We start from the raw sequence: 1994 nt of genomic DNA on the forward strand, positions 1-1994 counted from the left end.
GTCCTGCGTGCCTTGCTGGCGCTTAAGCTCGGCAGCCGCCTCTCTCGTGCGTAAGCTGTGCTTGGTCTCGGCGATGTAAGCGGCCTTTGTGTTTTCGCTCTCGCGCAATGTGGCGTTGGCTTCGGCCAGCCTGGCTCGCTGCGTCGCAAGGTCCCTCTCCATTTCGATGCGCTCCCGCGTCCGGTCCTGGTTCGCATGACTGGACATGAAGCCCTGGTTGGCCAGCTGATGGAAGTCGGCTTCTCTCTGTCTGGCAATCGGTACCGTCGTCTCGAGCTTGTTGACCATCTCGCGCACGGTCGCGATCTCGGCCTGGCGCCGGTTGATCTCGGAGGCCGCCTTGGCGAGCTTGGCTGTGATGTCGCTCCACTCGTCGCTCAGTTGGGCCTGTGTCGCGGCGATGTCGACATCTGTCCAGCCGGTGGGAATGCTCTTGCCCAGCTCCGGGGTGCGGGCCGAGGCTGGCGAGTTCAGCGCCTGCAGCAACGCCCGCGTGCGCAGCACCTCGGACTGCATCGACTTCAGTTGCTCATCGATGCTGGTCTTGTCGGCATTCGCAATCGTGGGATCGAGTTCGACCAGCGCTTGGCCGGCCTCGACATGGTCCCCATCCCTTACCAACACCCGCTTGACCACGCTCACCTCCAGCGGCTGAATGATCTTGGTGCGCTCGCTCACGATGATCTTGCCGGGCGCGACGGCGACGATGTCGATCTGCCCGAAGATGGACCAAGCCAGGGCGATGAGGAACAACGCAATCAATGCATGGGCCAATCGCCTGGGTGCGGGATGCACGGGGGTGTCTTGCAGACTGAGGGCCGCCGGCAGGAAGGCCGCTTCGTCGGACAGGCGCCTGGGGCCAGCCAGTTCATGCCGGTGCTTCCAGGCGGCCTTGAAGATCGCGCTGTAGCGCCCCAGAAGTTCGAAGACCGGGTGGCGCATGTCCCGTGCATGGGGCGCATTGGCCGCGGGCGCGGTGGTGGAGACGTCCGTCGTCATACCGTTGCTCCCGTGGCGCCACCTGTGCCTGCTGCCGCCCCTTCGGTCGGCAGCCCGCCATCCTGCATCGCCCACAGATGCGCATAGATGCCCTTGGGCTTGGCGAGCAGGCTCTCGTGCGTGCCGCCTTCGACGATCCGGCCCTTGTCCATCACGATGATCCGGTCGGCCCGCCGCACGGCGGAGAGGCGATGGGCAATGATGAAGACCGTGCGGCCCTTGCAGATGTGCGCCATGTTGCGCTGCACGATGGCCTCGCTCTCGTAGTCCAGCGCACTGGTGGCCTCGTCGAAGATCAGGATGCGCGGGTGGGTGAAAAGCGCGCGCGCGATGGCGATGCGCTGGCGCTGCCCGCCCGAGAGGCTCGCGCCCTGCTCACCAACCATGGTGTCGTAGCCCTCGGGCAGCTCGCTGATGAATTCGTGCGCACCGGCCAACTGGGCCGCGTGAATCACGGCATCGAGCGGCGCCGCCGGATCGACCACGGCAATGTTCTCGCGCACGCTGCGGTTGAACAGCGTGTTCTCCTGCAGCACCACGCCCACCTGTCTTCGGAGCTGCGCCGCGTCGATCAGGCTGATGTCGATGCCGTCGACCAGGAGGCGCCCCTGCTCGGGCGTGTAGAGGCGCTGCACGAGCTTGGTGAGCGTGCTCTTGCCGGAGCCCGAGCGTCCGACAATCCCGATCACTTCACCGGGCCGCACATCGAGGCTGACGCTGTTGAGCACAGGGGCGGCTTCGGGCCGGTAGCGGAAGGTGAGGTTGTCCAGCGTGACGCGGCCCTTGAGTGCGGGCAGTTGCGCGGCGGTGCTCGGCGCCACTTCGGCGCGGGTGTTGAGGATGTCACCCAGCCGGGCCATGGAGATACCGGTCTGCTGGAAGTCAGTCCACAGCTGGGCCATGCGCATGATGGGCTGGCTCACGCGCTGGGCGAACATGTTGAAGGCGACGAACTGGCCGACGGTCAGCTCGTTGTTCATGACAAGGTGTGCGCC

General features: G+C 65.7%; 2 protein-coding genes. Both read right to left on the minus strand.

Going from position 1 to position 1994, the window contains the following annotated elements:
- A partial coding sequence (locus M2282_RS30985) for a biotin/lipoyl-binding protein (RefSeq protein ID WP_280812599.1) occupies positions 1–999 on the minus strand: 999 nt, incomplete at its 3' end.
- Positions 996–1994 (minus strand): ATP-binding cassette domain-containing protein (locus M2282_RS30990; protein WP_280812600.1); only part of this gene is annotated, 999 nt, incomplete at its 5' end. The genes M2282_RS30985 and M2282_RS30990, both read right to left, overlap by 4 nt.

Source organism: Variovorax boronicumulans (assembly GCF_029892485.1).
GTDB lineage: Bacteria > Pseudomonadota > Gammaproteobacteria > Burkholderiales > Burkholderiaceae_C > Variovorax > Variovorax boronicumulans_B.